This window comes from Erythrobacter litoralis, from assembly GCF_029760855.1.
In the GTDB taxonomy this organism is placed as follows: Bacteria; Pseudomonadota; Alphaproteobacteria; order Sphingomonadales; family Sphingomonadaceae; genus Qipengyuania; species Qipengyuania litoralis_A.
The window spans coordinates 75,407-102,234 of sequence record NZ_SOSI01000008.1 but is presented as its reverse complement, the minus strand read 5'-3'; the positions used below and the strand labels follow the sequence as shown (position 1 = coordinate 102,234).

Here is a 26,828-nt window from a genome sequence, read left to right as displayed (position 1 = left end):
ATATTGCCGCCCATGTCTTCCATTCGCCCGTGGCGCACGATCGAGCGCCGTCCATCCCGCCAGATCATGGTGGGCAGCGTCCCCGTCGGCGGAGATGCCCCGATCAGCGTTCAGACTATGACCAATACGCCAACCGAGGATGTGGGCGCGACCATCGACCAGATCCGTCGATGCGAGGATGTGGGGGCCGACATCATTCGGGTTTCCTGCCCGACGGAAGAGGCGACTGCCCATTTCGACAAGATCACCGCGGCGGCGAACGTCCCAATCGTTGCGGACATCCATTTCCACTACAAACGGGCCTTGGAAGCGGCAGACAAGGGCGCGGCCTGTTTGCGCATCAATCCCGGTAATATCGGCTCGAGCGAGCGGGTGGCTGAGGTTGTCCGCGCCGCAAAGGCGAATGGTTGCGCGATCCGCATCGGCGTGAATGCCGGCAGCCTGGAAAAGCATCTGCTCGAAAAATACGGCGAGCCTTGCCCCGAAGCGCTGGTCGAGAGCGCGCTCGATCATATCAAGCTGCTGCAGGATCATGACTTCCACGAATACAAGGTGGCCGTGAAGGCCAGCGACGTGTTCCTCGCGGTTGCGGCTTATCATGCCCTGGCCGAGACGGTCGATTGCCCCTTGCATCTCGGCATCACCGAGGCGGGCGGGCTGATCGGCGGCACGGTCAAGTCCTCCATCGGCATCGGCAGCCTGCTGTGGGCGGGCATCGGCGACACGATCCGCGTCAGCCTCTCCGCCGAGCCGGAGCAGGAGGTGAAGGTCGGTTTCGAAATGCTGAAGGCCCTCGGCCTGCGCACGCGCGGCGTTCGCGTCGTTTCCTGCCCGTCCTGCTCGCGCCAGGGTTTCGATGTGATTCGCACGGTCGAAGCTCTGGAATCGCGCTTGGAACACATCAAGACACCGATGAGCCTCTCGGTCCTCGGCTGCGTCGTCAACGGCCCCGGCGAAGCGCGCGAGACCGATATCGGCCTTACCGGCGGCGGCTCGGGCAAGCACATGGTTTATCTTTCGGGCGTGAAGAACCACCATATCGAAAGCGAGGCGATGCTCGACCACATCGTCAGGCTGGTAGAAGAAAAGGCCGCCGCGATCGAAGCCGGCGAGGCGACCGCCTACGATCCGCACGCCGCCCCGGCCGAAGCGGCGGAGTAGGCGCTGCTCCACGTCGTCCACCATGTCGATTACATGGCGCCGCCGCCCGACCGCGGTACGTTCCGCTTCGACAAATACATGCTGGTGATGATCGCGCTACGGGAAAGCGGTTACCCGCTTACCGAACATGCCCCGCCGCCCTGCCCGCGCGAATGGCTCGAGGCGGTGCACGATCCCACCTATGTCGAGGAGGTGTTCGGCGCCAACGTGCCGCGCGAGAAGGAGCGCCGGATCGGCTTTCCGGTGACGGAGCGTATTCGCGACCGGGTGCGGCACACCAATGGCGGCACCTGGCTCGCGGCACGTCTGGCGATGGAGCACGGCTATGCCGCAAACAGCGCGGCGGGCAGCCATCATGCATTGCACGATACCGGCGCGGGCTATTGCGTGTTCAATGATCTCGCGGTGAACGCCAACCGTTTGATTGCGCAGGGCGATGCGCAACGCGTGCTGATCGTCGATTGCGACGTCCATCAGGGCGACGGCACGGCAAGCCTGATGGCGGGGCGCGATGACGTGTTCACCCTTTCTCTTCATGCCGAGAAGAATTTTCCGGCGCAAAAGGCCCGCTCCAGCCGCGATGTCGCGCTGGCCGACGGGACGGATGACGACGGCTATCTCGACGCCCTGTCGCGCAATTTGCCCGATATCCTCGACAGCTTCTCGCCCGATTTCGTTTTTTACCAAGCGGGGGTCGACGTTCACTATAACGACAAGCTCGGCCGTCTCGCCCTGACCAACGAGGGAATCGCAGCGCGCGACCGCTTCGTGGTGAACGAGGTTCGGCGGCGCGGGCTGCCCATCGCTAGTGCCTTGGGCGGTGGTTATGGGAGGGATCCGCGCCCGGTCGCCGAACGGCACGCCCGATCGATGATCGCGTGCGCCGAAGCGAACATGCGACATTCGCGTTCATCCTCCGTCAGCGAATTTTCTGCTAGGGAGAGCGCAACATGAACCGTCGCGACCTTCTGAAAACATCGCTTGTTGCAGGCACTGCCGCTCTGGCTCCCGGCAAACTTTTCGCGCAGGTTAATCCGACCGCCGCGCGCGATCGCCGCTTGCTGGAAATTGCGCGTGAACAACTCGCCCGTGTCGGGGACGGCATCTGGAAGAAGGACATCGTCGGCATCGCCGATTTCGGCCTGCACAGCGCGCGGCACCGCTTCCATTTCGCCGATCTGGTGAACGAGCGTGTCCAGAGCTTCCACGTGACGCACGGCACGGGCTCCGATGCGCAGCACGATGGGTGGCTCAAGCGCTATTCGAACATCGAAGGTTCGGAATGCACAAGCCGCGGCGCCTATATGACCCGCAGTTGGTATACGGGGCGTTACGGCACGTCGATCCGGATGGACGGGCTCGATCCTACCAATGATAATGCCCTCGCTCGCGCAATCGTGATGCATCCGGCGAACTATGCCACACCCGAGCATGTGGCGCGTTGGGGTCGGCTTGGCCGCTCGAACGGCTGCCTCGCCATGGGGCCGGTCCAGTTCAAGAAAGCGCTGATCGACCTGTCCGGCGGTCGATTGATCTATGCAGAGAGCCTTGGGCTAGCGGAGGACGGAAGCATCGTCGAACCTCCGCGACCGCAGACGGACTTGCTGAGGCGGGAGGGCGGCGGAACGTTCGAGCGGACGAACCCAGGGATGTATTGATTGGTCTATTGCCCGGGCCTTGAAGGAGGCTTCGGTCCAGGCGCACTTCTCGGCGCAGTCGTTCCAGCAAGCATAGCGGCTGCTGCGATTGGCGTGATCGCCAACGGCACCATAATCTTGCTGCTGGAGCATCCAACCCTGAACTTCGCGCCGCTTGACTTGCTCATGATGGTAGTGGCGACTGGCCTTATGATCGCAATAGCGATCATAGCGGCATCGTTTGTCGTAGCGTTCTATCTAGTGGTCTGCGGCTTCCCCATAGCTGCTCTATTGGGCCGACATGTTGCCCAGCCCGCTGCGTTGGGCGTAGCAGCCGTCGATGCCCTTTGCCGCCGCGTTCGCAATCAGCGGCTTGGTCCTCGACCCATCCTACGAACATGACTTTCCTTGGGCGGAATTCCTGATGGTCGCGTGCTTCGCTTTTCCTACCGGCTATTTCTACCGCCGCAATGTGTTCGCAATGCAAGAGGAAGCCGAACTCTTCGACTAACCCCTCACGTCTGCATGTCGTCGATGATTTCGACCACTTCCTCGCTCGTTTCGCGAGCGCGGTCGTTCTGGCGGGGCGCATCCAACGCGGCCAGCACGGGAGCGTCGCGATCATAGACATCGGCGAAGCTGCGCATCTGGCCGTCCACATCGGTGCCCATCGTGAAATAGGTGATGTAGACCGGCCACTGCTTCTTCATCGGATAGCGCGTATATTCGCCGCTCGCGGTGATTTGCGACACTTCTTCCTGGATCGCCGGAATATCCTCGCGGCTGTCCGCATTGCCGAGCATCGACATCGTCATCGCCAGTTCGCGCGCGCCTTTCACGCGAATGCAGCCATGGCTCAGCGCGCGGTTGTCCTGCTCGAACAGATTGCGGCTCGGCGTATCGTGCAGGAAAATCGCATGCTCGTTCGGCATGTCGAGCTTCATCAGGCCGAGCGAATTGTTCGGCCCCGGCTGTTGCACCACGGTAATCCAGCCGTTCTCGCCCTTGGTCGCCTTGTAACCCGCACGGCGCGCCCAACCGGGATTGCTCAGCACTTTGTTGCCCAGTCCTTCGCCCTGCACGATCGATTGCGGCACGGTCCAGGTCGGGTTGAAAATCACCGCCTCGACCATTTCGGCGAGCTGCGGGGTCGCGGTACGGCCAGGCTTGCCGACCACGGTGCGATAGCTTTTGATGATCTTTTCGCCCACCGTCAGGCGCAGCTGCATTTCCGGAACATTGGTGAGAAGATACTGGCGCCCCAGATCCTGCGGCAGCCAGCGCCAGCGATCCATATTGGCACGGATGAGCTTGCGCTTCGCAGGGTCCTTCGCAGTCGCGAGCTGCGCTTTCAGCCGCGCATAGTCGGCATGGACCGGGGTAAGCGCATTCAACGTCCCGGCGATGTCGCCGCTCGCCAGCGCCTGTTCGAGCATGGCGTGGCTCGGCAGGCGGTCGGGATCGGGATCCACCACGAACCACTGCTTGCGCGCTTCCATCGGCGTGCGCCCGTCGCGCAGGTCCTCCACCAGCCAGACGAACACGCGGCTGGCGATCTCGTTCAGCGCATTGCCCTCGCCCGCCGCAATCGCCTCGCGGAGACCGGCGTCATAGTCCGAGGGGTTGAGGCCTTCCGCTTTGACCGACGGGATATAGGCGAGCAGTTTCTCGGCCTGCGGTACGCTCCATTCGCCGACCAGCGACGGAATTTCCTGCACAACCTCGCCTTGCTGCATGAAGACCTGGTCGAAGGTCTCTTTCTCGTCCTTCGCCGCTTCGGCGGCAGCCGGTTCGTCGCCATCGGGTTCGGGCGCGGTCTTCGGGATGTCCCGCATCGGCAGGATGTTCTGCGGCGGTGCGTTCTGCGCCGAGACCGGAGAGGCGGCAAGTGCCGCGACGGTCGAACCTGCGATAAGAAGTTTGGCGATATTCATCAGTCTGCCCACCTTGCCGCGGCCCGCTTCATCGCGCGCCTTCCTGCGGTATTTTGCGCTATATAAAACAACTGCACCGGCTATTCCAGCACCCCGGCTTGACGCGCGCTGAACCCGCGTGACGCGCCCAGCGCTTCCCCCTATGCGCTTGACCGATGGCCGATCCCCCCCGCCCCGATACCGGCTCCGGCCTCGGTCCAATTCTCGCCACCATCGCGGGGATCGCCCTCTATTCGGCGATGGATGCGGCGATGAAGGGGGCAGCACTCGCCATCGGCGCGTACAGTGCGTATTTTCTTCGCTGCCTCATCGGCGTAGGCCTGACCGGGCCGATTTGGTGGTTCCGCACCCGCCGTTTTCCGCGCGGGCGGGTCTTGCGCATCCACTTGGTGCGCGGCGTGGTGGGCGCGTTCATGGGCTGGAGCTTCTTCGCCGCCATCACCCGCCTGCCCCTCGCCGAAGCGATCGCGATCAGCTTCATCGCCCCTCTGATCGCGCTGTACCTCGCCGCCGCCGTGCTGAAAGAAACGATCCGCCCTCGCGCAATTCTGGGTGCGATACTTGGTTTCGCAGGCGTCATGGTGATCGTGGGAGGTCGGCTGGGCAAAGGCGCGCTCGACACAGAGAGCTTTGTCGGCATCGCGCTAATACTGGGATCGGCCGTGCTGTTCGCGGTCAATCTCATCCTGCAACGCCAGCAGGCGCTCGTCGCCTCGCCTTTGGAAGCGAGCGCGTTCGGCAACGGTACCGTCGCGCTGATCCTGTTCGCGGGCGCGCCGTTCCTGCTCGACATACCCACCGGCGAACCGATCTGGGCAACGCTCGTGGTCGCGGCAGCGCTCGCGATCGGCGCGGCCATGCTGCTGACCTGGGCCTATGCACGCAGCGAGACGCAGCGGCTGGTGCCGATCGAATATACCGGGTTTCTCTGGGCATCCATCCTCGGCTGGTGGCTGTTCGAAGAGCCGGTGGGTCCTGCCACATTGCTAGGTACGATCCTCATCGTCGTCGGCTGTCTGATCGCCACGCGCCGCCAAAGGACGGAGCAGACCGCAATCTGACGTTACGGTAGGCCCGCCAACGCCCGCAGCCTTGATTTTTCGGCTTCGACAGCGCAGATGAACGACACATTTCCCCGTCCCGCCCATTGGTCCGGTGACGGCTCCATTCAACAAAAGGATCAACGCCTCCATGACCCAGGTCGGCAAGGACACGCTCTCCACACGCGATACGCTCACCGTCAACGGGAAGGACTATACGTATTACTCCTTCGACAAGGCCGCCGAAACGATCGGCGACGTCTCGCGCCTGCCGTTCAGCCTGAAGGTCCTGCTGGAAAACATGCTGCGCTTCGAGGACGACGGCTTCACCGTCTCGACCGAGGACGCGCGGGCGATCGCCGACTGGCAGAAGAATCCGGCAACGGGCAAGGAAATCCAGTATCGGCCCGCCCGTGTGCTGCTGCAGGATTTCACCGGCGTGCCCTGTGTGGTCGATCTTGCCGCGATGCGCGATGCCATTTCCGCGCTCGGCGGCGACACCGCGAAGATCAATCCGCAAGTCAACGTCAACCTCGTGATCGACCACTCGGTGATGGTTGACGAGTTCGGCCATCCCAAGGCGATGGAACAGAACATGGCGCTGGAATACGCGCGTAACAACGAGCGGTACGACTTCCTCAAATGGGGCTCCAAGAGCTTCCGCAATTTCTCCGCCGTGCCGCCGGGCACCGGCATCTGCCACCAGGTGAACCTCGAATATATCGGCAAGGGCGTGTGGTCGTCCGAAGGACCGGACGGCGAACTGGTCGCCTATCCCGATACCTGCGTCGGCACCGATAGCCACACCACGATGATCAACGGCCTCGGCGTACTCGGCTGGGGCGTCGGCGGGATCGAAGCCGAAGCCGCCATGCTCGGCCAGCCGATCTCCATGCTGATCCCGCAGGTATGCGGCTTCAAGCTCGATGGCGCGCTCGCCGAAGGCGTGACCGCGACCGACCTCGTGCTGACTTGCGTACAGATGCTGCGTGAAGTCGGCGTGGTCGGAAGCTTCGTCGAGTTCTACGGCCCGGGCGTCTCGAACCTCAGCCTCGCCGACCGTGCGACGATCGCCAACATGGCGCCCGAATACGGCGCGACCTGCGGCTTCTTCGGCATCGACGACAAGACTCTCGACTACATGCGCCTCACCGGCCGCGACGAAGAAACGCTCGCCTTGGTCGAAGCCTATGCAAAGGCGCAGGGCATGTGGTTCGAGCCGGAAAACGAACCCATCTTCACGAAGACGCTCAGCCTCGACATGACCAAGGTCGTTCCCAGCCTCGCCGGTCCGAAGCGCCCGCAGGACAAGGTTGCGCTCCCGATGGTCGACGAGTTGTTCAACACCGACCTGAAGTCGATTTACGGCAAGGACAAGCCGCTGCGCGTCGATGTGGAAGATACGCATCATGACATCGGCGACGGCGACGTCGTGATCGCCGCGATCACCAGCTGCACCAACACGTCGAACCCGGATGTGCTGATTGCCGCCGGTCTCGTCGCCAAGAAGGCGCGCGAAAGGGGCCTGAAGCCCAAGCCGTGGGTGAAGACCAGCCTTGCGCCGGGATCGCAGGTCGTCACCGACTACCTCGTGAAGTCGGGCCTGCAGGACGATCTCGACGCGATGGGCTTCGATCTCGTCGGCTACGGTTGCACCACCTGCATCGGCAATTCCGGTCCGCTGACCCCGCCGATCAGCAAGGCGATCAATTCGAACGACATCGTCGCCGCCAGCGTCCTGTCCGGCAACCGCAACTTCGAAGGTCGCGTCTCGCCCGACGTGCGCGCGAACTTCCTAGCCAGCCCGCCGCTGGTGGTCGCCTACTCGATCCTCGGCACGGTGACGGAAGACATCACCGAACGGCCCCTGGGTCAGGACCATCAGGGCAACGACGTGATGCTGGCCGATGTCTGGCCGACCAACCAGGAAATCGCCGAACACCGCGCCGCCAATATCGACCGCGAGATGTTCGAAAGCCGCTATGCCAATGTCTATGACGGCGATGAGCACTGGCAGGCGATCAAGGTTGAAGCGTCGGACACCTATCGCTGGAACCCCACCAGCACCTACGTCGCCAGCCCGCCCTTCTTCGACGGAATGGGCATGGAGCCCGCACCGATCGCCGACATCGTGGGCGCCAAGCCGCTCGCCGTGCTGGGCGACAGCGTGACGACCGACCACATCAGCCCAGCCGGCTCGATCAAGGAAGACAGCCCCGCCGGCGAGTACCTCAAGAGCCACCAGGTCGCGAAGGCTGACTTCAACTCCTACGGCAGCCGTCGCGGCAATCACGAAGTGATGATGCGCGGCACCTTCGCCAATATCCGCATCAAGAACGAAATGGTCCCCGGCGTGGAAGGTGGTTACACCACCTACAAGGGCGAGCAGATGCCGATCTACGATGCGGCGATGAAGCACAAGGACGACGGCACGCCCCTGGTGGTCGTCGCCGGTAAGGAATACGGCACCGGCTCCAGTCGCGACTGGGCAGCGAAGGGTACGATCCTTCTGGGCGTGCGCGCAGTCATCGTCGAAAGCTACGAACGTATCCACCGCTCCAACCTCGTCGGCATGGGCGTGCTGCCGCTGCAGTTCAAGGAAGGCGATACGCGCCAGACCCTTGGTTTGACCGGCACGGACAGCTTCACCATCAAGGGTCTCGACAATCTCAAGCCCGCGCAGGAGGTCGAAGTCGAAGTCACCCGTGAGAATGGCGAGACGTTCAACTTCACCGCGCTTTGCCGGATCGATACGGCGAACGAGATGGAGTATTACAAGAACGGCGGCATCCTGCAGTACGTGATCCGCAAATTGGCGGCATGACGACACGGCTCGCGGCGCTCCTGCTGGCGGCGGCACCGCTCGCCGCCTGCGGAGCGTCCGTGCCGGCCGAGGAGGGGGCGGGGCCGCGCCAGATCGGGGTGCTGACGATCGAACCGCGCGCGCTTGCGACGCGGATCGACGCGGGCGAACCGATCCAGCTCATCGATGTCCGCACGCCGGAGGAGTTCGCCGAAGGGCACCTGCCGGGTGCGATCAATATCCCGCTCGATCGGTTCGATCCCGCCGCTCTGCTCCCCGCCGGAAACAGCGAGCGTATCCTCTATTGCCGTTCCGACCGGCGTTCCGACATCGCGGCGGAGCGGCTTGCGCAGTATGAGAACGACACCGTGCTGCATCTCAAGGGCGGCATCGTCGCGTGGGAGCGGGCCGGCCTTCCCGTCGCCCGCTGATTATTTCTCGAACATATCTCCCTGCGGCGTTTCCGGCGCATTCGGTGGCGTCATGCCGAGATGCGCCCAGCCGCCATCGTTCAGCATCCGCCCCCGCGCCGTCCGCGCGATCAGGCCGAGCTGGATGAGGTAGGGCTCGATCACTTCCTCCACCGTATCGCGCGGTTCGGAAAGGCCCGCGGCCAAAGTTTCGACCCCGACCGGGCCACCCTTATAGGTGGTAGCTATCATGGTGAGATAGCGGCGGTCCATCGCATCGAGGCCGAGCCGGTCGACTTCGAGCCGGGTCAGTGCCTCGTCGGCGACCCTGGCTGTTACCAGCCCTTCACCCAGCACGTGCGCAAAATCGCGGACCCGGCGCATCAGCCGTCCGGCAACCCGCGGGGTGCCACGCGACCGCCTTGCGATCTCGCGCGCGCCCCCTTCGTTCACCGGCATGCCGAGCAGGCCCGCGCCGCGTGTAACCACGTGCAGCAATTCGTCCTCGGTATAGAAGATCAGCCGCACGGGAATGCCGAACCGGTCGCGCAGCGGGGTGGTCAGCAGGCCCTGCCGCGTCGTTGCGCCGACCAGGGTGAAGGGTGGCAAATCGATCCGCACGCTGCGAGCCGATGGGCCTTCGCCGATCATGATATCGAGTGCGCGGTCCTCCATCGCCGGGTAGAGCACTTCCTCGACAACCGGATTGAGGCGGTGGATCTCGTCGATGAAGAGGACGTCGTTCGGCTCGAGATTGGTGAGCAGCGCGGCAAGGTCGCCCGCCTTGGCGATCACTGGGCCGGAGGTGGCCCGAAACCCGACGCCGAGTTCCTTCGCCACAATCTGCGCCAGCGTCGTCTTGCCGAGGCCAGGCGGGCCGAAGAACAGCACATGGTCCAACGCCTCCCCCCGCGCCTTCGCCGCCTCGACAAAGACGCGCAGATTCTCCCGTGCGGCCTTTTGCCCGACGAACTCCGAAAGGCTTTTGGGACGAAGGGCGGCGTCCGGGTCGTCCGGCCGGCGGGTTGGTGTGTGAAGGGGGATGGGGTCGGTCATTGCATTTCGAAGGTAAGCTTTTGCGGTGAAATCAATGCGGAAACGAGTTCAGCATGACGGTTTGTTATGGCTTTGGCGCTATCCAAACCGTCACCCTGAACTTGTTTCAGGGTCCATCCTTCGTCACGCGAAAGATCATGAATTCCGAGCGCCAACCCTGTGTCTACATCCTTGCCAGCAAGCCGCACGGAACGCTCTATATCGGTGTCACATCTGACTTGGTCAGACGTATCTGGCAGCACCGCGGAGGTGTTATTAAGGGGTTCACCAAGCGCTACGCCGTCCGCCATCTCGTCCGTTTCGAACTGTTCGACGCCATGGATACTGCGATTATTCGCGAAAAGCGGCTCAAGAACTGGCGCAGGCAATGGAAGATCAATCTCTTCGAAAGCGAGAACCCGGACTGGCATGACCACGCGCCGGCCATCGGACTGCCACCGCTTGTTCTGCACTTGCCGCGTGATGGATCCTGAAACGAGTTCAGGATGACGAGATTGACAGGCAACCACTAGAACGGGTTCACCGTATAACCGCGCTGTTGCAGGAGGGCGTGCGCGGTCATCGCGGACAGGGCCATTTCCGTGCCCTCGATCAGGTCGGCTTGCGAGACGCCCTGCCCCGCCGCGCTCTGGCCGCAGACGATGAAGCGCACGCCCTCGTCCAGCATCGCACGGACCATGTCGCCGCTCAGATTGACTTCGCCGAAATCGCGCGCCGCATGGGCTTCATCGGTCAGCAGGTCGTACACCGCGCTGCCATGCACCACCACCGCCACGCGCATATTGTCGGGATCGACTCCGTGGGCGGCATGCATGTTGATGAACCGCGCCGCGCTTTCGAACCCGCGGTTACGCGCCTCGCCCTCGGCATTGCGCGCAACGTCGAAGCTGTGCGCGAATTCGGTATCCGCGGGCACCGCCTCGATCCCCTCGACCGGAACATGCGGTCCGAAGCCGTCGAACACCGGCCCGGTCCGCGCGGCGTCCTGCGCCGCCGCCGGCGTGGCCAAAAGCACTAACATAGGCAGGATAACACGCATATCAGATCTTCCTATCGATCAGCCGGTAATAAAGGGCGACGCCGCCCAGCCAGAGCAAGGCGAACCCAAGCTGCATGACCGGTAACATCATGAAAACCAAGCCATCGAGCGGGTCGCCCGTCGAGGACCAAGCGGTAGCCAGGTAAATGAGAGCGCCGATCATCGCCGAAATCCCCGCGCCGATGCCGCTTGCCCTTGGGCGGTACGGTTGCAGGCACAAGATCGCTATCGGCAATACGGTCCACAGCAGAAGCGGGATGGCAACAGGATACCAGTCCGCGCGATCCGGATCGCCCATCCGCACCATCGCGGATGCGGAGACGACCGCGTAAGCAATCAGAATTGCCAGCCGCCACCGCTTCATCATCCCGCCGCCCTCTTCAGCGCTACCCGTATCAGGTCGCCTTCCGCCGCGCCTTCACCCAATTCGCCCTGCGCCATCGCCACGGCGCGCGCCGCGACTGCCGGTTTGAAGCCCAGGTTCTCGAGCGCGCTCACCGCATCGGCGCTCGCCCCGCCGGCCGGTATCGCAGGCGCCGCGCCCGCCATGCCGCCGCCCGGCAATGCGCCTGCCTTGTCCTTCAGTTCGTTGACGATCCGGCCCGCCAGTTTCGGCCCCACGCCCTGTGCCCGCGCGACCATCGCGGCATCGCCGCCCGCACAGGCCTGCTGCACTTCGCCGGTCGAGAGCGCCGAGAGGATTGCCAGCGCGACCTTGCTGCCCACGCCCTGAACCTGCGTCAGCAAACGGAACCAGTCGCGCTCCGCCGCCTCGGCGAAGCCCAGCAGGCGCATGTCGTTCTCGCTCACCTGAAGGTCGGTATAGACCGTGCAGCCCTCGCCAGCCTCACCCAAAGCGGCCAGCGTCTTGGACGAGCAATGGACGAGATAGCCCACGCCCGAGACGTCGATCACCGCCCAGTCCGCGCCGGTTTCGTCGAGCAGGCCTTTCAGCTTCGCGATCATCGGTTTCTTTCCACGCTGCGCCGCCGATTGGGCGCGTTTTGTTCCTGCCCCAACCGGCCGCCCTTGGCCAGTGTTGGATGGAAGTTGTAGACCACAAGGGCGAACCCGTCCCGATGGAACACATGGAACACAGTTCTGGGGGAGGAATCGGTTGGGTTGAAGAACGGTTCAGTCATCGGCCGACCATGCCGCCTTGGGCGCGGGTAGGAAATTCTTGGCTGCCCGCCCGCTCGACAGTATTCGGCGATCCGCTAAGACGCATAGCCATGAGCTGGAACACGTTCGGGCGGGTCTTCCGCTTCACCACATGGGGCGAAAGCCACGGGCCTTCGATCGGCGCGGTGGTCGACGGGTGCCCGCCGGGGATCTCACTGACCGAAGCCGATATCCAGCCCTTTCTCGATGCACGCAAGCCGGGGCAGAACAAGTTCACTACGCAGCGCAAGGAACCCGACGCGGTCCGCATCCTTTCGGGCGTGTTCGAAAGCCAAGACGGAGCACGGCGCACGACCGGCACGCCGATCTCCCTGCTGATCGAGAACACCGATCAGCGGAGCAAGGACTATTCCGAGATCGCGAACACCTATCGCCCCGGCCATGCCGACTATGCCTATGACGCGAAATACGGCTTTCGCGATTATCGCGGCGGCGGACGCTCGAGCGCGCGGGAAACCGCGATGCGCGTGGCGGCAGGCGCGGTGGCGCGGCTGGTGATCCCCGAGGTGCGCATCACCGCCTATGTCAGCGAGATCGGCGGCGATGCGATCGATCCCGCAAGATTCGACCGCGACGAAATCGGGCGCAATCCCTTCTGGTGCCCGGACCCGGACGCCGCGAGGCGCTGGGAGGCGCTGGTGGACGAGGCGCGCAAGGCCGGGTCATCGTTGGGCGCGGTGGTCGAATGCGTGGCCGAGGGCGTACCTGCAGGCTGGGGCGCGCCGCTCTATGCCAAGCTCGATGCGGATCTTGCGGCCGGCATGATGAGCATCAATGCGGTCAAGGGCGTCGAGATCGGCGACGGTTTCGGCGCGGCGCGGCTTTCGGGCGAGGAGAATGCCGACGCCATGACGCCGGGCGCGGACGGCGTGGAATTCGCCGCCAACCATGCGGGCGGCATCGCGGGCGGCATCTCGACCGGCCAGCCGGTCACATGCCGTGTGGCGTTCAAGCCGACCAGTTCGATCCTGACACCCGTCGACAGCATCACGCGCGGCGGCGAGGCGGCGCAAGTCCGCACCAAGGGTCGCCACGACCCATGCGTCGGCATCCGCGGCACGCCGGTGGTGGAAGCGATGATGGCGCTGGTACTGGCGGATCACAAACTGCTTCACCGGGCGCAGTGCGGATAGCGCGATTTCTACGAGCAAAGGCCGTCGAAACCCCGGATAGGGTTATGGAGCAGGATTACGTTCGACGCCGGATGGAAGTGGGTCGTAAAGCGCGAGATAGCCAAACAAGAGAACACGTGCAGAACGTCCGCGCGCTTCCTACCTAAGCATAATGAAGCCGACGACCCGAGTTCGCGTAATCGATCTGGAAACTACCGGTTCCAGCCCGCCGGCGCACGCGGTGTGCGAAGTCGGCTGGCAGGATGTCGTGCTTCATGACGACGGAGAGTGGTCCTTGAGTAGCGAGCATGGCGCCTGCTTCGTCAATCCCGGAAGGGCGATCCCCCCGGTGACCATGGCGGTGCATCACATCATGGACGAAGACGTGAAGGACGCGCCGTTCTGGCAGGAGGTCGCGCCCTCCATCCTGCGCCCGGAAGGAGGCGCGGTCGCGCTCGCAGCCCACCGCGCATCGTTCGAGCAGCGTTTCTGCACCCCGAAGCTGTCGGGCGGGGCGAAATGGATCTGCACGTGGAAATGCGCGCTGCGGCTGTGGCCCGACAGTCCGGGCTTTTCCAATCAGGTGCTGCGCTACTGGCGCATGCCGGAGGGTCTGGACCGGGATAAAGGCTTGCCGGTCCACCGCTCCTTTCCGGACGCATACGTGACCGCGCACCATCTGCGCGACCAGCTCAACGAGGCCGGCCTCGACCAATTGCTGGCGTGGAGCGCGGAGCCCGGACTTCTGCCGCGCGTGCCTTACGGAGCCGACCGCGGCACCTACTGGCGCGAGTTGGATGACAAGACGTTGCAACGCTACACGACGGACCGGAACGAGGATGTCCGCTTTTCGGCACGGACCGAGATCGAGCGGCGCGACGGCGGAATTTCGCCCGTCGGCAGCGGCCCGGATCAAGGCGAATTGCTTTAGTCGCGCGGTGTAGGATGCTCGTGCTTCACAGAACGTATCATCCTTCGCGGCGGTCGAGCGAGGGGATCGCCGCAATGAAGTTCAGCAGTTCCGTTCGACGTTTTGTCTCGTCGGCGAACTCGTCGTCCACACCGAGCAGCCATTGGCAGGAACGGCGATCCGGTTCGCGATGAAGGCGATCCAGGCGATCCGCCATATCGCCGACGTCGCTTTGTCCTTCGGCAAGTCCGGCATCGACCAGCGCATCGCACTCCCGCCGCAATGCGGCCGCGATTTCGCCGATTGCCAGTTCGGGATGATACTGGACACCCCAGAAAATCCCCCGGTCATGTCGTATCTCGGCGGCCTGTATCGGCGTGATCCTGTTGCCCGCCAGAAGCGTGGCATTTTCAGGAAGGTGCTCGACTTCGTCACCATGCAGCGCCGGTGCGTCCCACACCGCCGGCCTGCCTTCCAGCAGGGGATGCCCTTCGCCGGCAGCGGTCCGAACGAGGCCGCGCGAAATGCCCGCCTCCAGGCGCTCCGGCATACGGCGAACCTTTCCGCCGGCCGCAGCAACCGCGACCTGAAGCCCGGCACACGAACCGAACGATGGCGTCCCAGAGGCGAACACGGCTTGCATGAATTCGATCTGCCGCCGGACCGGGGGCGTATCGTTATACACATGCATCGGCGATCCGGTGATGAAGATCGCATCATACGCAGCAACGTCCTGCGCAGACATCGCGCTTGCTCCCTCGTCCGAAGGCCGAACGATATCGAAACGAGCCCCCGGCATGAGTTGCCTGAGTGTGGCGGCATAGGTTTCGCCCGAGCTCTTCCCCACATCGTCCCGCCGTTCGGCACGATCCTCCGAGGTGCCGCTTTCGGCTATCAAGATTGTCATGTTCACGCCTGCCCTACGCATGGGGTCCACCTTATGTCCGGGCGACCGCCTTAACGGATCGAGATGAACCGGAACCGCGCATACTTGCAATTGCGAAGCATTCTCACTAGTTTCAGCCACTAACCTGATGAGAGATCTGCTTTGCCTCGCCCTGCTCCCCGTAATTTTACCGTTCTGAACACCCGCCATGTGACCCCCTCCATGCTACGGATCACCTTGGGCGGTGCGCAGCTCGATGATTTTCCAGCAGGCCAGAAAGGCGGCTATCTCAAGCTGATGCTTGAAAACGGCAGCGGCGACGGGCGGCCGGTCGTCAGAACCTACACGATCCGCCATCAGCGAAAGGGAGAGCTGGACGTCGATTTCGCGCTGCATTCCGATGCGCACGGGCAAGCAGGTCCGGCAACGCAGTGGGCCCTTGCGGCGCAATCCGGCGATACGATCGCGATAGGAGGGCCGGGGGCTGCGAAACCCTTGCCGCCCGGATACGATCGGTATCTTATTGCCGGAGACATGACGGCGCTTCCGGCAATATCGGCCAATCTCGAAGCTCTCGCACCGGACGCGAGGGGAGCCGCGTTTCTCGAAGTGCAGGACGAAGCCGACATACAGCCATTGACCGCGCCGCCGGGTATCGTGCTCCACTGGCTAATCAATCCTGTGCCGGGCGCACGGCCCGATCTGCTCGAGAACGCGGTGCGTAGCTTCGATTGGCCGGATGGCCGCCTATACGCATGGGCCGCGTGCGAATTTACGGCGATGCGCCGCCTCCGCACTTACCTTCGCGAAGAACGGAACCTAGCGGCGGACCGGCTCTACCTTTCCAGCTACTGGAAAAGCGGGCTGACCGAGGAAGATCACAAAATCGCCAAGCGCGAGGATGCCGAGGCCGTGACCGCTCTGTAATCGGATTGTTCACTCAAGTGTCTTCGATCGCCGGTAGCGAACGAGCCATCGCGAGAACCCGGTAAGAGCAAGAGCGGCCGACGCCAGCCCCGATAGGAAAACGATGAGCCGCCCGATGGGCCCCAAAACCTCGCCGGCGTGAAGCGGGTGGAGCCAGTTGAGGACGATGTCGCCGCGCGTCTCCTCCATCCCGTCGCGGGTGGCGAGAACGGCGCCGGAATATGGATCGATCCATACAGTGGTGCGCGGAAAACGCCGGCTGGGTTCGCCGGGTCGGGAAAAAGTGAGGCGCACCGGCGCGGTCGCATCACCCGGGGTCTGTATCCAGGCCAGGGACCCGTCCGGAAAGCGGGCTTGCGCGCGAGCAACAAGTGCATCGAGCGGCCGCGCCGTTCGGCCATTCGGGTCCAACCTCAATGTCGGCTCGGCAAAAAGCGGGGCGCTACGTTCCAGCAAGGGCCGTGTGTATTGCGGGAATTCGAGCATCACGCCTGTCGGCACTACGACGAACAAAACGATCACGCTGGCGATCGCGGTCAGCTTGTGAATGTCGTAAAGACGCCGAACCGAGGCTGCCTTCGATTTCCAGCGTATGGAATTGCGCAGATAGCCGCGCCGGGGCCACCAGGCGACGAGGCCGCTGGCTAGAAGCAGCAGCATCGCGGCGCCGGCGAGCCCCATCACGGTTGCGCCGGTCGGCCCCGCCAGCAATTGCCAGTGCAGCTTGTATATCCAGGTCGTCGGGTATTCGCCCCAGAACGCGCTGCGGATCGTGCTGTAATCGCGCGGGTCGAGCCATAGCATCAGCGGGGCGAAAACCTCGCCGCGCGTTTCTACCGGGTCGTAATAGCGGATCGGGATCGCGCCACCCTGCTCGCGCACTTCGATCCGCCAGGCACCGGTCCGTTCCGGATGATCGCGCTGCAAAGCATCGTATACACCCTGCCATGAAGTGGGGCGCGCGTCTGCAGGAACGGCGCTCAGCTCGGGAACCAGCATGTCGTCGATCTCGACATAATACACCAGCGCAGAACCGGTCAGGCCGGAGACCAGCACCAACGCGCCCAACGCCAGCCCGAGCCACAAATGCAAGCGGCGCATCGCGACCCGCCACCTCTTTCCTCCAGAATGGCCAACCCGGCTTTCAGACACAAAACGATCCTAGAAAGTGACAATATAACATTGACCTGATATCTTACATTGCTACAGGCGCCGCTTGAACGAGACTGTGTCTCATCTCCCGACCTATCCATGTCTTCTAGGTGCCCGTATGACCACCCGTTTTCGCACGTCCACCGCCCTTCTTTCGCTGGGCTTCCTGCTTGCGCCGCTTCCCGCACTCGCACAGTCCGGCGGCGAGATAGTGCCAGTCGGTGTCGACGAAGAAGACAATTCGGCAATTCTCGTCACCGGGGTGCGGCAAGCCTATCGCGGTGATTTCGCGATATCGGAAATTCCGCAGTCGATCGACGTGATCGATGCCGAAACGCTGGAAGAAAACAACCTCATCCGGCTGAACGATGCGCTCGATCTCAACGCGTCGGTCGCGCGGCAGAATACGCTCGGCGGCTTGTGGGATTCGTTCGCTATCCGCGGTTTCGCGGGCGACGAAAACATTCCGACCGGCTATCTCGTCAACGGGTTCAACGGCGGGCGTGGCTTCGGCGGCGAGCGCGACACGGCCGGCCTCGAACGCATCGAGGTTCTCAAGGGCCCGGCAGCCGCTCTTCTGGGTCGCGGCGAGCCTGGCGGCACGGTCAATCTCGTGACCAAGCAGGCGCTGATCGGTGACACGTTCGGGACCATTACCGGCCAGTTCGGCAGTTTCGACCGCGTGCGGGGGGAAGCCGATATCAACCTCGCCGTCACCGACAATCTCAGCGCGCGCCTGATCGGTTATATCGAAGACGGCGACACGTTTCGCGATACGGTGGAGGAATATCGCTGGGGCTTCCTCCCTTCGATCGGCCTGGCGCTGGGCGAGAACACCCGCATTACCTACGATCTTGAAAAGACCCGTGTGGAGGTGCCGTTCGATCGCGGCATCGTGGTGCTGAATGACGATTTCGATACCGTTCCGCGCGACCGCTATCTCGGCGAGCCGGGCGATGGCGATCATATCGCACGAGCCGAAGGCCATTCTCTGCGTCTGCAACACGAATTCAGCGATACCTGGAGCCTGCTGCTGGGCGGCAGCATCCGCGATACGCTGCTTACCGGCACATCGTCCGATCCAGAACTCGCCGTGTCGCGCCAGCTGATCTTCATCGATGGCAGGTCGCTGTCCCGCCAGCGTCGCTCGCGTGTGTACGATTCGCAGCAGACCGTTATCCGCGGCGAGATCAGCGGCGAATTCGCGACCGGAGGCCTCATCCATCGCATCTTGATCGGTGCCGACCACGATGAATTCGACAATCTGCAGGATTTCCGCCGGGTCCGCCCTCCATCGGTCGCGAGCAACTCGACCGATGAAGAGGCTTACGTGATCGATATTCTCGATCCGGTTTACGGTCGCTTCCCGCTGCCTACCCCGCTGCCGCAGAACAACCGTCTCGACCAGCAAAGTTCGACGGGCTTTTTCGTACAGGATCAGATCGAGCTGACCGATCGCTTGCAGGTGCGGCTCGGCGCCCGTTACGACGACTTCAAATTGCGCACCGAAAACTACCTGACCGATGTGGATAGCGAGCGTAACGATAGCCGGGTCAGCCCCCAGTTCGGGGTGGTCTACGAAGTATCGCCCGCCGTCACATTCTATGCCGCCTATAGCGAAGGCTTCCGCGCCAATATCGGCACCGATGTGACGGGGCGCATTTTCGATCCCGAAGTCAGCAAATCGGTCGAGGCGGGCGCCAAGCTGACGCTGCTGAACGGGGCGCTGACCGGCACCTTTACGCTCTACCAGCTGGAAAAGGACAACGTTCTCGCCAGCGACATCAACAATCCGGGCTTTTCGGTCGCGATCGGCGAAGCGCGCAGCCGCGGGGTCGAGCTCGACGTAAACGGACGCCTGCCCGGCGATATCGATGTCCTGCTGAGTTACGCCTATGTCGATGCGGAATCGCGTTCGAGTGTGCTCGACCCGAACTTCTCCTTCGTCATCGAACCGGGCGATCCGCTGATCAACATTCCGGATCACACGCTTAACGTTCAGGCGTCCAAAGGCTTCCAGATTGCCGGACGCGACGCGAAGCTGGGCGGCGGGGTGCAATATGTCGGCGAGAGACTGGGCGCGACCGGCACCGACTTCTTCCTGCCCGATCACACCTTGTTCCGGGTATTCGGAGAGGTCGCGGTGCTGGATAACCTTACGGCATTCGGCACCGTCGCCAATCTCTTCGACGCGGACTGGTACGCCAACAGCTATTCGCAGCTCTGGGTCCAGCCGGGCGCACCGCGCACCGCAACTATCGGTGTGCGGGCAGGGTTCTGATTATGCTGGACGATACCGGCGCAGCCATCGCCATCGAAGGGCTGCATCACAGCTATGGCTCGAACGCCGTACTGCGAGGCCTCGACCTGACCGTGCGCCGAGGCGAGATATACGCGCTCCTTGGCGGTAATGGTGCCGGCAAATCGACCACCCTCTCCGCCTTGCTCGGTTTCCTTGCGCCGGAGGCCGGCACCGTTCGGGTTTGCGGGATTGACCCGGTGTCCGACCCGCGCGCCGCGCGTGCAGCAATGGCTTATGTGCCGGAGAACGTCTCGCTCTACGAGCACCTGAGCGCGCGGGAGAATATCGGCTATTTCCTCGCCCTTGCCGAAGCAAAGCGGGGCGAGGACGCGATCGAAAACAGTCTTTCCGCCGTCGGCCTCGCGCCGGAGGCATGGGACAAGCGCATGTCCGGTTTTTCCAAGGGGATGCGCCAGAAAGTTGCCATCGCCCTGGCATTGGCGCGCGATGTGCCCGTGCTCCTGCTGGACGAGCCGACCTCGGGCCTCGATCCGCGCGCCGTGCTCGAGTTCAACCGGCTGCTGGATGCGGCGCGCGAACGCGAGGTCGCGGTGCTGATGGTGACGCACGACATCGTCAGCGCGGTCGATATCGCCGACCGGATCGGCTTCCTGGGACAGGGCCGGATCGAGGAAGAACGCGAAGCCAGCGCGACCGGCCCGCGCTTCGACCTCAACGCGCTACACGATCGCTATGCATACGCCGGAGCGGCCGCATGAGCGCTGCTACCCTGATCGCGCGTGAGGAATGGCGCGTGCTGGCGCGCAACCGCGCGGGCCTTATCGCCAGCGCGCTGCTCGTGCTGCTGATCCTCGTCGCCAGTTTCACCAGCCTCGAACGGCGCAGCGCGATCGAAGCGGATCGCGAGCGCTATCAGACGAGCACCGATGAAACCTTCGACGCGCAGCCCGATCGCCACCCGCACCGCATGGTGCACTATGGCCAGTTCGTGTTCCGCCCCATCGCGCCGCTCGCCTTCTTCGATGCGGGCGTGGACAGCTTCACCGGCAACACGATCTTCCTCGAGGGCCACCGCCAGAACAGCGCCAATTTCGCCGAGGCGCGCCAGTCCTCGCTGCTCTTGCGGTTCGGCCAGCTGACCCCGGCATTCGTCCTCCAGACGCTCGCGCCGCTGCTTATCATCTTCCTCGCCTTTGCCAGCGTTGCACGCGAAAATGAGCGCGCGACCCTGAAACTGATGCTGTCACAGGGGGTGAGCGGGCGCAGCGTCATGGCCGGAAAATTGCTCGGGCACGGGGCTATCGCACTCGGTGTCGGGCTGCCTGCCTTCGCCGTCCTTATCGCATTTGCGGCCACCGGCGCGGCCGAGTGGGCAAGCGTCGCGCTGATGATACTCGGCTATGCCGCTTGGCTGCTGCTGTGGGCGGCACTCGGCGTCGTGGTTTCGGCTCTGGCAGGGCGGCCACGCGATGCGCTCGCGATCCTGATCGGGCTTTGGATGGTTATCGTCATCCTCCTTCCCCGCGCGCTGCCCGAGGCGGCTTCGGCGCAAAGCCAGCTTGCGACCAAAATCGAGACCGAGATCGCACTTCACCGCGACCTGCTCGAAATCGGCGATAGCCACGATCCCGACGACCCCTATTTCAACGATTTCCGCGACCAGGTGCTCGCCCGCTACGGCGTCGAAACGGTCGAGGAATTGCCGGTCCAATATGCCGGATTGGTCAGCATCGAGGGCGAACGCCTGACGACGCAGATTTATGCCGATGCCGCCGACCGCCAGATCGCCAGCGAAAGTGAGCAGAACGCCTTCGTTCACGCCTTCTCCATCGTGAGCCCCCTGATCGCCATCAGGCAAGTCTCGATGGCGCTCGCTGGCAGCGATCCTGCCGCACACTACGATTTCCTCGATCAGGCAGAGAATTTTCGCTACGATTTCGTGCAACGCCTGAACCGGATGCAGGCAGAGCTTCTGCCCGGTATCGAGGGTGAGGACCCGCGAATTTCCGCCGCCTACTGGCAGCAAATCCCGCGCTTCGCCTATGATACGCGCGACCCTCTAGCGCGTCCGCAGAGCCTCCTTTGGCCGTTCGCCGTTCTGCTTGGCTGGCTGGCCGTACTGGCAGGACTCGCGTTTATTGCCGCGCGCCGGATTGGGAAGTCGGCACGATGAGCGCCTCATCGATCTGGTCCGCCGAGCTGCGCCTCTTGCTGCGCTCGGGGCGCAACTTGTTGGCACTGATCCTGCTGTTCGTTCTGTCGAGCGCGGCGGTCTTGGCTGGAATTGCGGAAATCGAGAACCAGCGCGAGACCATCGCACGCGTCGAGGCCGAACAGGTGCGCGATCTCGCTGCCGTCGCGGACGCCAATGCCGGCCCCGAAGGTGATCCGGGCTACGCCGCCTATTATGCCTTCATGCTGACGCAGGACCCGCCGCCTCCGCTCGCCTTCGCCGCGATCGGCCAGCGCGACCTTCAGCCCTATGTTTTGCGCGTTCGTGCGCTGGGATTGCAAGCGCAACTCTACGATTCCGAAACCTACAATCCCGAACTGGCACTACCCGGTGTGTTCGATTGGGCGTTCGTGCTGATCTACCTGTTGCCGCTGGTGGTCATCGCGCTGGGGCACGATCTGGTGACGGGCGAACGCGAGACCGGACGACTGCGGCTGTTGCTCTCGCTTCCCGGAAGCGGTTTGTGGCGCCGCCGCATTGGCTTGCGTTACGGTGCCGTGCTGGCCGCTCTCGGGCTGCCGCTGATCGTCGGCGGGATTGTCATGGCGGCGCCTGCTACGGGGATTGCGGTGATGCTGCTGACCGCCGCGCTATACTGCGCGTTCTGGTTCGGCCTTGCCATGTTGATCGGGGCAAGCCTGCGAACCTCCGCCACGGCAGCGGCGGCGATGATGGGCTGCTGGATCGTTCTGACGCTGATCCTACCGACACTCGCCAACGCGGCAATTGCCCGCAGCGTGCCCGTCGCCAAGGGGATCGATCTCACACTCGCGCAACGCGAAATCGTTCATCGCGGGTGGGACGTACCCAAGGAACAGACGTTCGAGCGGTTTTTCGTCAATCATTCCGAATGGCGGGGCAAGGAAGAATTCGAGGGGCGGTTCCACTGGAAATGGTATTATGCCATGCACCAGGTCGGCGACGAGGCGGTTGCGGCGGATGTCGCGGAGTATCGCGCCAGCTTGTCAAAGCGCGAGGATCTGACCCGCAAGCTCGGCCTTATCTTGCCCGGCGTCGGAACGATGACCGTGCTGCACCGGATCGCCGACACCGATATCTTGGGCCAGCTGGCCTATCAGGACAGCATTGCCGCCTATCATGCCGGGCTGCGCCAGTTCTACTACCCCTATCTGTTCAACGACCGCATGTTCACGCGCGGCGATTTTGCGCAAATTCCGCGCTATGAAACACGGAGCGGGACAGGATCGCTGGAAATCGCATCACTGATCGCACTCATCATACTTACGATGCTGGTCTTGGTAGCGGGCGCCCTGAGCCTTTCCCGACAGGCTTCGCAATCCCGTGCGAAGTCGCAGAAATAACCTGATACCCAACCATCGACGTATAATCGCAGGGTCCTTAACCAAGAGTAGTCCATGTCGGATAAAGTAACGTGTCACATCGTCGATTGTCGGCGGTTCATCCGGCGAATTCAAATGGGTTCGACGGGGCTCGCATTCCTCCTCGCCTTCGCACTTGCCGCTCCTGTGGCGGCGCAGGGTGAGCCAGCGACCGACCTTGCAGACGTCATCCTGCCGCCGACACTGCCGTGGTCGGGCGAAAGCGAAAAGCTTATCGTTTCCCCGTCCGATCCGTGGATCACCCCGGCGGAAGCCGCAGACTTCGAAACGACGCCGCGCTATGCGGAAGTGCGCGCATGGCTTGAGCGACTTTCGAAAGCGTCTCCTCTCATCGGCATACAGACTTTCGGGCAAACGACCGAGGGGCGCGATCTGCTTTATGTCCGCGCCAGCAAGGGCGGTGCGGACAAGCCAGTCGTCCTGATCCAGGGCGGGATCCATGCGGGCGAGATCGACGGTAAGGATGCCGGGCTCATGCTGCTGCGCGATATTGCGCTTCGCGGGAAAGACGATCTGCTCGACGATGTCGATCTCGTTTTCGTGCCGATCTACAATATCGACGGGCATGAGCGGATGAGTGCGTATAACTATCCGCATTTGCGCGGTCCGGCTCAAAAGGGTCGCGATGCCAATGCGCGCAATATCGATCTCAACCGCGATTATGCGAAGCTGGATGCGCCGGAAAGCCGCGCGATGATCGGCCTTATCCGGGCGCTCGACCCCATTCTCTATGTCGACAGTCATGTCAGCGAAGGCTTCGACATGCAGTACGACATCACCTTCACCTATGCCGGCTGGGGCAAATATGCCCGGCACCGCGCCACTGCGGACTGGCTGCAGGACCGCTTCGGTCCGGCGGTGTCGCAGGCGCTCACCGAGGCGGGACACACACCGACGATCTATCCCAGCCCGATCGACTCGCGCGAACCGTCCAAAGGCATCCGGTACAGTCCCGAAGGACCGCGCTATTCCACCGGCTACGGCGATTTCATCGGCATGCCGACCGTTCTGGTCGAAAACCATATGCTGAAGCCCTATCGGCAGCGGGTACTGGGCACGTATGTGTTGATGGAAGCCGCTTTGAAGATCGCGGCACAGGATGCCGAGCGGATCGAGGCTGCGAAGACCGCCGACCGTGCCAGTCGCCCGGACACACTGCTGACGCGCTGGAAACCGCGGGCCGAACCGATTGGATATGTCGACGATTTCAAAGGCGTAGCTTTCGACACCTATGTGTCGCCCGCCTCCGGGAGGGAAGAACAGCGTTGGCTGGCACAGCCCATCACTTTCCGCATGCCGATTATCGGTCAGGAGGCGACCGAGACGGTGAACCTGCCGGTGGCATGGTGGGTCCCCGCGGCGCAGACGGAAGTGATCGAGCGGCTTCGCCTCCACGGCATCGAATTTACGACCATCGAAGCGCCGCAAACGCTGATGCTGGACGAGGTACACCTCGTCGATCCCAAACTGTCCCGACCGATCGAGGGGCGTTATCCCATGACCGCTAGCTTCGAGCATAAAGAGGCCGAACGCCTGATGCCCGCGGGAAGCGTGCGCGTACCGGTCGATCAGCCGCTCGGCTTGCTGGCCGCGGCGCTACTCGAACCGGAAAGCCAGGATTCCTTCCTGGCTTGGGGGTTCTTTCCCGAATTGCTCGCGCCTCCGCCCGATACCGACGATTTCGTGCTGGCGGGCCTCGGTGAGTATGTGTTGGAAAACGATCGGGCCATTAGAGACCGGTTCGAAGCCAAGCTGCGCGCCGACCCTGCCTTTGCTGCCGATCCCGATGCGCGGCTGGATTGGCTCTATGCCCAAGCCGGACCGGGGCACCCTTTCCCGCTGCGCTATCCGATTGCGCGAGAGATCGACTGACAAGCCTAGGCTTCGTTATGCGAGGGCGTCGTAGGCGTTACGGTTTTCTAAAGGCCTCCGAACTTGCCCGCCTGATAGTCACGGACGGCCTGCGCGATTTCTTCGCGCGTGTTCATAACGAAGGGTCCGTGTGACACGACCGGCTCGCCGATCGGATCGGCATGTCCGAAGAGGATGCGGCAGCCTTCCTCGCTGTTCACCTCGACCCGGTCGCCATCCGTCAATTGCGCGAGCATGTGTTCGCTCACCGGCGTGTCGCCGACCGCCGCCTCGCCGCTGATCGTGTAAAACAGCACGTTCCGCCCCGCGGGGGCAGCCAGAGAGGCGCGGCCGCCGGTTTCGATCGTGACGATCCCCAGCATCACGTCCGTCAATGAAGCGATAGGCGCGCCCTCGATGCCGGAGACCGCCCGCATCGAAACGCCGTCTCCCGGATGGCTTTCCGCCATGTCCGCCGCGGGGACGGGGACATAGGCCGGGTCGGTCATCTTGAGCCGCCCTGGCAGATTGACCCATAATTGCAGGATCTCCAACGGGCCGCCCGTGCGTTTGAATTCTTCGGGCGAAAGCTCGGCATGGACAAGACCGCTGCCCGCGGTCATCCACTGGACTCCGCCTGCCTCGACGACGCTCGCGCCCGAACCGCTGTCATGATGGGCAAGGCTGCCGGCGAGGATGAAAGTCACCGTCTCGAACCCGCGATGCGGATGGGGGCCGAAGGGCAGCCCGTTATTGTTCGGCGAGTAGGTCTGCGGCCCGTGATGGTTGAGGAACAGGAACGGATCGACCTGCGGCAGGCCCGGCCCGGGCAGGGGTCTGCGGGTCACGAGATCCTGAATGTCGTCGCGCATCGCGCGGTGGAGCGAGAGAACCTGGCGACCGCTCATGCTGTCATGCCCGGCACCAGCGGTTCCGGCCCGGCGGGCACGATGCCATGCGGATTGATGCGCTCGTGGCTCTCGTAATAATGGTGCCGGATGTGTTTGAAATTGACCGTTTCGGCGATCCCGTCGAGCTCGTAAATCCGGCGGGTGAAGGCAGCGAGGTTCGGATAGTCGGCAATCCGGCGGACATTGCATTTGAAATGCGTGTAATAGACCGGATCGAAGCGGATCAGCGTGGTCCATAGGCGAATATCGGTTTCGGTCAGGCGATCACCAATCAGCCATTCCTGTCCCTCCAACCTGTCTTCGAGTTCGTCCAGCATGGCGAACAGCGGCTTTACTGCTTTATCGTAAGCGTCCTGCGTAGTGGCGAAGCCCGCTTTGTAGACCCCGTTATTGACCGCATCGTAGATCCGGTCGTTCAGCGCATCGATTTCGCTGCGATGGGCTAGTGGATACAGGTCGAGGTCGTTCGCTCCGCATCCGTCGAACGCGCTGCCGAGCATGCGCATGATGTCGGCGCTTTCGTTATTCACGATGGTTTCGGTGCGCGTATCCCACAGCACCGGCACGGTGACATGCCCTGAATAATCGGACTTTGCGTGCGTGTAGAGTTGGTGCAGATTGTCGGCACCGATGGCGGGATCGCCGGTCACGCATTCGCCCTCGCGAAACGACCAACCCCCTCCCTTCATCAACCAGTGCACAACATTGAGTTCGATCGCATCCGTCAGGCCTTTCAGATGCCGCACGGCGTTGGCCCGGTGCGCCCATGGGCAGGCGAGACTGATATAAAGGCGATAGCGGCCGGGCTCCGCTGCGAACCCGCCCTCGCCCGTGGGCCCGGGCAATCCATCCGGCTTAACCCAGCTTCGGAACGCGCTTTCGTCGCGCTCGAATTCCCCGCTGTCTTCGTCGTTATGCGCCCATTCGTCGTGCCAGGTGCCGTTCTTCAAAAAACCCATC

General features: G+C 63.1%; 26 protein-coding genes. 16 read left to right on the top strand and 10 right to left on the bottom strand.

Annotation, left to right across the window (positions count from 1 at the left end):
• Positions 1–12: 12 nt before the first annotated feature.
• The 4 genes from ispG (at position 13) to E3U23_RS13610 (ending at position 3,309) form a co-directional block, all read left to right on the top strand.
• Positions 13–1,161: a flavodoxin-dependent (E)-4-hydroxy-3-methylbut-2-enyl-diphosphate synthase gene (ispG, locus tag E3U23_RS13625; RefSeq protein WP_279351831.1), complete on the top strand. Its 1,149-nt coding sequence runs from the start codon at positions 13–15 to the stop codon at positions 1,159–1,161.
• Between the two features lie 33 nt (positions 1,162–1,194).
• Positions 1,195–2,115, top strand: a complete 921-nt coding sequence (locus E3U23_RS13620; protein ID WP_279351830.1) for a histone deacetylase family protein — start codon at positions 1,195–1,197, stop codon at positions 2,113–2,115.
• The gene (locus E3U23_RS13615; protein WP_279351829.1) at positions 2,112–2,819 is read left to right on the top strand and encodes a murein L,D-transpeptidase catalytic domain-containing protein; all 708 of its coding nucleotides are present in this window, start codon (positions 2,112–2,114) and stop codon (positions 2,817–2,819) included. Before E3U23_RS13620 ends, E3U23_RS13615 begins: the two co-directional genes overlap by 4 nt.
• Before the next feature lie 319 nt (positions 2,820–3,138).
• Positions 3,139–3,309 (top strand): hypothetical protein, encoded by a 171-nt coding sequence (locus tag E3U23_RS13610; protein WP_279351828.1) that lies wholly within the window; start codon positions 3,139–3,141, stop codon positions 3,307–3,309.
• Positions 3,310–3,313: 4 nt separating this feature from the next.
• Here the strand turns inward: E3U23_RS13610 and E3U23_RS13605 are convergent, their stop codons facing one another.
• Positions 3,314–4,732 (bottom strand): L,D-transpeptidase family protein, encoded by a 1,419-nt coding sequence (locus E3U23_RS13605; protein WP_279351826.1) that lies wholly within the window; start codon positions 4,730–4,732, stop codon positions 3,314–3,316.
• 155 nt (positions 4,733–4,887) lie between these two features.
• Here E3U23_RS13605 and E3U23_RS13600 point away from each other — a divergent pair, with 155 nt between their 5' ends.
• From E3U23_RS13600 to E3U23_RS13590, 3 genes are all read left to right on the top strand, one after another.
• A complete protein-coding gene (locus E3U23_RS13600) occupies positions 4,888–5,793 on the top strand; it encodes a DMT family transporter (RefSeq protein WP_279351825.1) in 906 nt (301 codons plus the stop codon).
• 130 nt (positions 5,794–5,923) lie between these two features.
• A complete protein-coding gene (gene acnA / locus E3U23_RS13595) occupies positions 5,924–8,596 on the top strand; it encodes an aconitate hydratase AcnA (protein WP_279351823.1) in 2,673 nt (890 codons plus the stop codon).
• Positions 8,593–9,006 carry a rhodanese-like domain-containing protein gene (locus E3U23_RS13590; RefSeq protein ID WP_279351822.1) on the top strand — a complete coding sequence of 138 codons (414 nt, stop codon included), beginning with the start codon at positions 8,593–8,595 and terminating at the stop codon, positions 9,004–9,006. Before acnA ends, E3U23_RS13590 begins: the two co-directional genes overlap by 4 nt.
• Here the strand turns inward: E3U23_RS13590 and ruvB are convergent, their stop codons facing one another.
• A complete protein-coding gene (gene ruvB, locus E3U23_RS13585; protein WP_279351821.1) occupies positions 9,007–10,041 on the bottom strand; it encodes a Holliday junction branch migration DNA helicase RuvB in 1,035 nt (344 codons plus the stop codon). It lies immediately after the preceding gene.
• Positions 10,042–10,178: 137 nt separating this feature from the next.
• Here ruvB and E3U23_RS13580 point away from each other — a divergent pair, with 137 nt between their 5' ends.
• Entirely contained in the window at positions 10,179–10,514 is a 336-nt protein-coding gene (locus E3U23_RS13580) for a GIY-YIG nuclease family protein (protein WP_279351848.1), read from the top strand.
• Between the two features lie 35 nt (positions 10,515–10,549).
• Here E3U23_RS13580 and E3U23_RS13575 read toward each other — a convergent pair whose 3' ends face one another.
• The 4 genes from E3U23_RS13575 to E3U23_RS13560 all read right to left on the bottom strand — a co-directional run bounded on the left by E3U23_RS13575 (position 10,550) and on the right by E3U23_RS13560 (position 12,222).
• Positions 10,550–11,062, bottom strand: coding sequence for a DsrE family protein (locus E3U23_RS13575; RefSeq protein ID WP_279351820.1), 513 nt, complete (start codon positions 11,060–11,062; stop codon positions 10,550–10,552).
• Between the two features lie 19 nt (positions 11,063–11,081).
• On the bottom strand, positions 11,082–11,378 hold the full coding sequence (locus E3U23_RS13570; protein ID WP_279351819.1) for a hypothetical protein: 297 nt from the start codon (positions 11,376–11,378) through the stop codon (positions 11,082–11,084).
• Positions 11,379–11,443: 65 nt separating this feature from the next.
• Positions 11,444–12,046 (bottom strand): Holliday junction branch migration protein RuvA, encoded by a 603-nt coding sequence (ruvA, locus tag E3U23_RS13565; RefSeq protein WP_279351818.1) that lies wholly within the window; start codon positions 12,044–12,046, stop codon positions 11,444–11,446.
• Complete coding sequence (locus E3U23_RS13560; protein ID WP_279351817.1) at positions 12,043–12,222, bottom strand: hypothetical protein; 180 nt, start codon at positions 12,220–12,222, stop codon at positions 12,043–12,045. The genes ruvA and E3U23_RS13560 overlap by 4 nt, the downstream gene beginning before the upstream one ends.
• 90 nt (positions 12,223–12,312) lie before the next feature.
• Between E3U23_RS13560 and aroC the strand changes: the two genes are divergently transcribed.
• Together aroC and E3U23_RS13550 are read left to right on the top strand one after the other, a co-directional pair.
• Positions 12,313–13,395, top strand: coding sequence for a chorismate synthase (gene aroC / locus E3U23_RS13555; RefSeq protein WP_279351816.1), 1,083 nt, complete (start codon positions 12,313–12,315; stop codon positions 13,393–13,395).
• 151 nt (positions 13,396–13,546) lie between these two features.
• Positions 13,547–14,305 carry a 3'-5' exonuclease gene (locus E3U23_RS13550; protein WP_279351815.1) on the top strand — a complete coding sequence of 253 codons (759 nt, stop codon included), beginning with the start codon at positions 13,547–13,549 and terminating at the stop codon, positions 14,303–14,305.
• Positions 14,306–14,342: 37 nt separating this feature from the next.
• Here E3U23_RS13550 and E3U23_RS13545 read toward each other — a convergent pair whose 3' ends face one another.
• A complete protein-coding gene (locus tag E3U23_RS13545) occupies positions 14,343–15,191 on the bottom strand; it encodes a type 1 glutamine amidotransferase (RefSeq protein WP_279351814.1) in 849 nt (282 codons plus the stop codon).
• A 141-nt stretch (positions 15,192–15,332) separates the two neighbouring features.
• Here E3U23_RS13545 and E3U23_RS13540 point away from each other — a divergent pair, with 141 nt between their 5' ends.
• Entirely contained in the window at positions 15,333–16,097 is a 765-nt protein-coding gene (locus tag E3U23_RS13540; protein ID WP_279351813.1) for a siderophore-interacting protein, read from the top strand.
• Between the two features lie 9 nt (positions 16,098–16,106).
• Here E3U23_RS13540 and E3U23_RS13535 read toward each other — a convergent pair whose 3' ends face one another.
• Positions 16,107–17,198, bottom strand: a complete 1,092-nt coding sequence (locus tag E3U23_RS13535; protein ID WP_279351812.1) for a PepSY-associated TM helix domain-containing protein — start codon at positions 17,196–17,198, stop codon at positions 16,107–16,109.
• Positions 17,199–17,367: 169 nt separating this feature from the next.
• Here E3U23_RS13535 and E3U23_RS13530 point away from each other — a divergent pair, with 169 nt between their 5' ends.
• The 5 genes from E3U23_RS13530 (at position 17,368) to E3U23_RS13510 (ending at position 24,978) form a co-directional block, all read left to right on the top strand.
• Positions 17,368–19,530, top strand: coding sequence for a TonB-dependent siderophore receptor (locus E3U23_RS13530; protein ID WP_279351811.1), 2,163 nt, complete (start codon positions 17,368–17,370; stop codon positions 19,528–19,530).
• Complete coding sequence (locus tag E3U23_RS13525) at positions 19,530–20,270, top strand: ABC transporter ATP-binding protein (protein ID WP_431732693.1); 741 nt, start codon at positions 19,530–19,532, stop codon at positions 20,268–20,270. The genes E3U23_RS13530 and E3U23_RS13525 overlap by 1 nt, the downstream gene beginning before the upstream one ends.
• Positions 20,267–21,685 carry an ABC transporter permease gene (locus E3U23_RS13520; protein WP_279351809.1) on the top strand — a complete coding sequence of 473 codons (1,419 nt, stop codon included), beginning with the start codon at positions 20,267–20,269 and terminating at the stop codon, positions 21,683–21,685. Before E3U23_RS13525 ends, E3U23_RS13520 begins: the two co-directional genes overlap by 4 nt.
• Positions 21,682–23,067 (top strand): ABC transporter permease, encoded by a 1,386-nt coding sequence (locus E3U23_RS13515; RefSeq protein ID WP_279351808.1) that lies wholly within the window; start codon positions 21,682–21,684, stop codon positions 23,065–23,067. The genes E3U23_RS13520 and E3U23_RS13515 overlap by 4 nt, the downstream gene beginning before the upstream one ends.
• Positions 23,068–23,181: 114 nt before the next feature.
• On the top strand, positions 23,182–24,978 hold the full coding sequence (locus E3U23_RS13510) for a M14 family metallopeptidase (RefSeq protein ID WP_279351807.1): 1,797 nt from the start codon (positions 23,182–23,184) through the stop codon (positions 24,976–24,978).
• A gap of 47 nt (positions 24,979–25,025) precedes the next feature.
• Here E3U23_RS13510 and E3U23_RS13505 read toward each other — a convergent pair whose 3' ends face one another.
• Together E3U23_RS13505 and E3U23_RS13500 are read right to left on the bottom strand one after the other, a co-directional pair.
• On the bottom strand, positions 25,026–25,865 hold the full coding sequence (locus E3U23_RS13505) for a pirin family protein (RefSeq protein WP_279351806.1): 840 nt from the start codon (positions 25,863–25,865) through the stop codon (positions 25,026–25,028).
• Entirely contained in the window at positions 25,862–26,827 is a 966-nt protein-coding gene (locus E3U23_RS13500; protein ID WP_279351805.1) for a glutathione S-transferase family protein, read from the bottom strand. The genes E3U23_RS13505 and E3U23_RS13500 overlap by 4 nt, the downstream gene beginning before the upstream one ends.
• Position 26,828 lies beyond the last annotated feature (1 nt).